Origin of the sequence: Cedecea sp., from assembly GCF_036500665.1 — a bacterium.
GTDB lineage: Bacteria > Pseudomonadota > Gammaproteobacteria > Enterobacterales > Enterobacteriaceae > Cedecea.
Window position 1 is genome coordinate 1 of record NZ_DASYBS010000006.1, and the last position, 4,907, is coordinate 4,907.

Annotated in this window: 7 protein-coding genes, 3 tRNA genes and 1 pseudogene; 10 read left to right on the forward strand and 1 reads right to left on the reverse strand. The window is 52.5% G+C overall.

Annotated elements, in window-relative coordinates; translation table 11 throughout:
• Nucleotides 1–68 precede the first annotated feature (68 nt).
• The gene (locus VGM55_RS00685) at nt 69–758 is read left to right on the forward strand and encodes a bacteriophage antitermination protein Q (protein WP_331634268.1); all 690 of its coding nucleotides are present in this window, start codon (nt 69–71) and stop codon (nt 756–758) included.
• An 85-nt stretch (nt 759–843) separates the two neighbouring features.
• Here VGM55_RS00685 and VGM55_RS00690 read toward each other — a convergent pair whose 3' ends face one another.
• Nucleotides 844–1,161 (reverse strand): hypothetical protein, encoded by a 318-nt coding sequence (locus VGM55_RS00690; RefSeq protein ID WP_331634269.1) that lies wholly within the window; start codon nt 1,159–1,161, stop codon nt 844–846.
• A gap of 276 nt (nt 1,162–1,437) precedes the next feature.
• Here VGM55_RS00690 and VGM55_RS00695 point away from each other — a divergent pair.
• The 9 genes and pseudogenes from VGM55_RS00695 to VGM55_RS00735 all read left to right on the forward strand — a co-directional run bounded on the left by VGM55_RS00695 (nt 1,438) and on the right by VGM55_RS00735 (nt 4,868).
• Nucleotides 1,438–1,514: transfer RNA gene (locus VGM55_RS00695), tRNA-Ile, on the forward strand.
• A gap of 2 nt (nt 1,515–1,516) precedes the next feature.
• Nucleotides 1,517–1,593 (forward strand) — tRNA-Arg (locus tag VGM55_RS00700).
• 157 nt (nt 1,594–1,750) lie between these two features.
• A tRNA-Arg gene (locus VGM55_RS00705) sits at nt 1,751–1,827 on the forward strand.
• Between the two features lie 101 nt (nt 1,828–1,928).
• A pseudogene (locus VGM55_RS00710) lies at nt 1,929–2,015 on the forward strand.
• 238 nt (nt 2,016–2,253) lie between these two features.
• On the forward strand, nt 2,254–2,595 hold the full coding sequence (locus tag VGM55_RS00715) for a phage holin, lambda family (RefSeq protein WP_331634270.1): 342 nt from the start codon (nt 2,254–2,256) through the stop codon (nt 2,593–2,595).
• Nucleotides 2,582–2,998: a structural protein gene (locus tag VGM55_RS00720; RefSeq protein WP_331634271.1), complete on the forward strand. Its 417-nt coding sequence runs from the start codon at nt 2,582–2,584 to the stop codon at nt 2,996–2,998. The genes VGM55_RS00715 and VGM55_RS00720 overlap by 14 nt, the downstream gene beginning before the upstream one ends.
• Nucleotides 2,999–3,253: 255 nt before the next feature.
• Nucleotides 3,254–3,832, forward strand: a complete 579-nt coding sequence (locus VGM55_RS00725; protein WP_331634272.1) for a phage antirepressor N-terminal domain-containing protein — start codon at nt 3,254–3,256, stop codon at nt 3,830–3,832.
• Complete coding sequence (locus VGM55_RS00730; RefSeq protein WP_331634273.1) at nt 3,829–4,350, forward strand: hypothetical protein; 522 nt, start codon at nt 3,829–3,831, stop codon at nt 4,348–4,350. Before VGM55_RS00725 ends, VGM55_RS00730 begins: the two co-directional genes overlap by 4 nt.
• A gap of 23 nt (nt 4,351–4,373) precedes the next feature.
• A complete protein-coding gene (locus VGM55_RS00735; protein WP_331634274.1) occupies nt 4,374–4,868 on the forward strand; it encodes a prophage tail fiber N-terminal domain-containing protein in 495 nt (164 codons plus the stop codon).
• Nucleotides 4,869–4,907: the final 39 nt, after the last annotated feature.

Below are 4,907 nucleotides of genomic sequence, written 5' to 3' on the forward strand. Positions count from 1 at the left end.
TTCCTGGATCGTGTACTGGCTATCGGGGTGATTGCCGGGACCGGGCGCAGTGGTGTGGAGACCGCATAATGAACGATCAATACCTGCAGTACATTCGTGAAACACTGAAACGCGCTACCGCAGATTTGAGCGGTTCAGCAAAAGGCCAGCTGGTGGCCTTCGTCGGGAACGCGATGTTTACTGCGACAGCGCGCAGCCGGGGGCGGAAGAAAGTATCCGACCCTGCGACAGGGCGAATGGTGAATCCGGGTAACCCGCCGATCCCCGGGCAGCAGTCCCGCACCAAAGGCTCATCAATTGCACTTGTGAGCCCAGTTGAGTTTTCTACCGCGTCATGGCGCCGGGCGGTGCTGGCGCTCGATGAACACCAGAAAGCGTGGCTGCTCTGGAATTACAGCGAGAACATCCGTTTCGAGTATCAGGTCAGCATTACGCAGTGGGCGTGGGCCGAGTTCAAAGCCGGACTGGGGGGGCGTAAGGTGGCAGGTAAAACCGTCGGGCGGCTGGAAAAACTCATTTGGCTCGCTGCGCAGGATGTGAAATCAGCATTGAGCGGGCGAGCTGTGTACCAGCAGCAACAACTTGCCAGTCTGTGCGGCGTAAAACCTGACAACTGGAATCATAACTATGCCAATTACTGGCGTAACATGTGCGCCATTTTTAAGCGCATGGATAGTGATGCACTGCTTTGCGTGGTGAGAACACGATCACAACAAAAATCAGCCTTTTCGCAGCAAAGTATTGCAAAAGTCGATTAAATGAGCCATATTTTATGCCAGTTTGATATGCTGTCAAAGCTGTAACTGGTCTTCCCCGGGGCGCGCAGTGTGATGGCTGTGGTCTTCAGGCATCCTTCACGTCTGCCGGTAAATACAGACTGTCTGTCTTCCCGGTTACGGGTTTTTCCGAACATTTAACGGCTTTATAAAGCCGGGCCCACACTTCCGTACGAAATATGGCGGTATGGTACACTGTCATTTTTCTGAATTCGCCGTTAACGATAATCCCTCCTTTCGCTGGTACTGGCATAATTTTGTCGCCAGGACACAGGGCGATATTGCTTTCATACCAGATGAACATCTTCGGATAGTTACGTTTATAAATGCATGAAAATGCTGCGCCAGTGCGCGGGCACGTCAAAGAGTCAAGAACCATCCACATAATGGATCTTCCTTAGTTAGAGTAAAGGCTACGGTGCTTTGTGTGTGGTTGACTGCACCTTTGTGTGTTTTGCTGTGCTTTTGTATAGTTACTTCATCTTATAACATATTGAAAATGATCATAATTTGATAATCGTCATTCTTGCGAGACTATACCAAGGTCTAGTTTTTTTGGTGTCGTATCTGGTGAGCGTTTGGGAAGTGCGTTTTACTGTCAACGCTATAAAAAACCTCAGGTATTGCGTGGTTGTTTTTACTTATGTAGTATTTGCACCGCGGCCCTTTAGCTCAGTTGGTTAGAGCCGTCGGCTCATAACTGACTGGTCGCTGGTTCAAGTCCAGCAAGGGCCACCAAAGCACCGTTAGCTCAGTTGGATAGAGCAATTGCCTTCTAAGCAATAGGCCACTGGTTCGAATCCAGTACGGTGTACCATCCGCCACTAGCTCATCAGCAAGAGCGACAACCACGATGTTGTAGTGCGAGGTTCGAGGCCCCGGTAGCGGTCCAGACAAAGCCGACTTAGCTCATCAGGTAGAGCAACTGACTTGTAATCATCAGGTCACCAGTTCGATTCCGGTAGTCGCACCATGCACTGTTAGCTCAGATGGATAGAGCGTTGCCCTCCGGAGGCAAAGGCCGCTGGTTCGACTCCAGCACAGTGCACCAGGCAAGTGTAGACCTGCTCAATGTTGGCCTACCAACGCAATAGTCCGGGCGCGAAGGACTGAAAAGCTACGCCGCCAGCGGGATGCCAGACCCGCAACTTTGCGGCCATCGTATAATGATTATTACATCGGCTTTCCACCTCTAAAATTGAGCTGATGATGCAGGTTTAATTCCTGCTGGCCGTTCCAACCAGGCTTTTCAGTCTGCGAAGAAGGGATAACCCGGAGTGACTGGAAAGCGCATTCGGCTGAGCACCGGGTGGTATTGATATCCTTGTAGCAACCCCGTAGCTAACCATTCAGTGCTCAACCTAATGCAAATCTAACCCGCCACTGAGCGGGTTTTTCTATTTCTGAGCCTCGGTTACCACCGGGGCTTTTTTCTTCCCCTTAAACACACAGCACCCGCCCGGCGAGGTGAGAGACTATGAAAATGCCCCATAACCCCACTAACTGGCCTGACTGGCTGGAATTACTCCAGAGCTGGTGGCGCGGAGAAACGCCTTTTGGTGCCGTGCTTATGGCGTTCGTTATGGCCGTCCTTCGAATTGCCTATACCGGCGGTGGCTGGAAAAAAATGCTCCTTGAAGGGTTACTTTGCGGCGCACTGACCCTGACGGTGGCCTCGGGTCTGGAATACATGGCATGGCCCAAATCCATTTCTGTCGCTATCGGCGGTGGCATCGGTTTTATTGGTGTGGAGCAGTTCAGGAGGTTCGTGCTGAACGTGATTAACACCCGTTTCGGAGGTGATAATGCAGCAAAATAGCCCTCGCGGTATCCGCAACAATAACCCGGGTAACATTCGCTGGGGTGATGACTGGAAAGGTCTGGTGCCAGCAGCGCAGCGAACGGACAAATCATTCTGCCAGTTTGTTAAACCTGAATACGGCATCAGGGCGATGATCGTCATTCTGCGTAACTATCAGCGTAAGCATGGCCTCAACACGGTTTCCGGCATTATCAATCGCTGGGCACCAACAAGTGAGAACGACACCCAGGCCTATATCAGCAGTGTGGCACAGGCCACAGGCGTTTCACCTGACCAGCGTGTGGACACCCGCGACAGCCGGTTAATGATGAAGCTGGTGCAGGCCATCATTAAGCACGAGAACGGCAGTCAGCCCTATGCGTTTGATGTGCTGGTACGTGCTGTCAGTCTGGCGGAATAATCTGCTGAAAAATGCGGATAGTTTCCGCAGGCGGAAAGCATAAAATACTGCCAGAAAGATAAAAACACCCTGAGCCTCGCGATAGCGGGGCTTTTTTACATCTGAATTTCACTGTGCACCGCAATGCGCATCTGACCACACCGGATCCGGACCTTTTGAAATGAGCCTTTGAGGAAGTCAGTTTAGTGCTGGCGAGCCTTCGGTGGGCTGATTTCCATTGCGGCAAAGGCTCATTTCAAAGTAAAGGCAAACGCTATGCATTATCCCGTAACAGCAAACGTTATTTTTAAGGGCGACACACTGACCACCATTGAAAATCACGGTATTCAGTATGTTGCAATGAAGCCTGTCGTTGAGGCTATCGGCATGGACTGGAAATCTCAGCACCATAAGCTTTTGGTTCATAGAGAAAAATTCAACTATGGTGATATGACCACGGTTGCTGCTGACGGAAAGTTGCGCGAGATGGGGTGTATTCCCCTTCGCAAACTCAACGGCTGGCTGTTCAGCATTAACCCGAACAAGGTGAAAGCGTCGATCCGGAACAGGCTGATTTCTTATCAGGAAGAATGCTTCGCTGCCCTGCATGACTACTGGACGAAAGGTGTAGCAGCTAACCCCCGTAAAGTCAGCGTGATGGAAGAACTCAATCAGGCCTGCGCCGACTTAACGTGCGACAAAGGCATTGCCAGCCTGTCTGGTACCGCGCTTAACGAGTGGAAAGGCGTCAAAGCGGCCCATGTTTCGAAGATTAAAGGGCTGGTGAATGAGGCTAATGGTCTGATTGAGTTTTGCCTGGCGGACACAGGTAAAGGAAAGATAACGCGCACATGAACAGATACCTTATCGCCACGCTGGTGGCATTTTGTCTGGCATCATCGTGGGCCGTCGATCATTACCACAGCAAATACCGGGAAGCGCAAAAGCGTGCGGATGATGCCCTGAAGGATGTCGACGGCCAGCGGCAGGTTATCGCCATCCAGGCTTTCAACATGAACCGCTTTAACCAGATTGCCGACCACACCCGCCGGAACCATTCCCTGATTGATGCCGGTGCTGAAAAAACGGTCATCGAATACCGGGAGATTTTACACCGTGACAAAACCTGTGATTTGCCTGTGCCTGCTGATATCGCTCGCGGGCTGCTCGACTACACAGCCCGTTTACGTACCCGCGCAATGCACGCCGCTCCCGGCGTCGCTGACGCAGCCCGTTCTGGCGCCGTTACCGCCGGCAGCCTGACGTATTGCCAGGCTGTGCTGTGGATCAGGCCGCTGCTGGCAGCCATCGACAAGGCGAATCACCAGCTGTCCGGGATACGGGACATTGAGAAAACCAGAGCCGCACAGTAGCGGGGAGACCTGTGGGTATACACATGGCGTTAATATCCGGCGTTTTCAAAAAACCAGATGGCACGGCCGTCGGGGGCGTCACCCTGCATTTTACGCTTACGGGCAACACCCGACACTCCTTTTATGCGCAGTCGTCTGAAGTGAAGACGGATGAAGAAGGCCGCTATTCTGCTGAGATATCGTCCGGGCACTATATCGTTAAATGTTTTTCCCCTGACCAGTCCGACAGGCTGGGGGTGATTTATGTTGAAGACGGGGCAGAAGGCTCACTCAATGATTTTCTTCTCACCTCATCCCCGGTACCGGAGCCCATAGTTGCGCAGATGCAGCAGATGTATTTTGCGGTACTGGCCCTGAGCCAGAGCCCGGCCGCTGTCTTTGCGACAGCCGCGGATGTGCCGGCTGATGCGGCGGGTTACGTGCTGGTGACTGACGATGAGACAAAGGGCGTGCCCGCGCTTTATCTGTACGCGAATGGCCGGCGATACTGGCTGGCCATGATGGAGGACACACCGTGAGCAGTCGATTTCCGGTAGAAAATATTCAGGCCCCCGCCT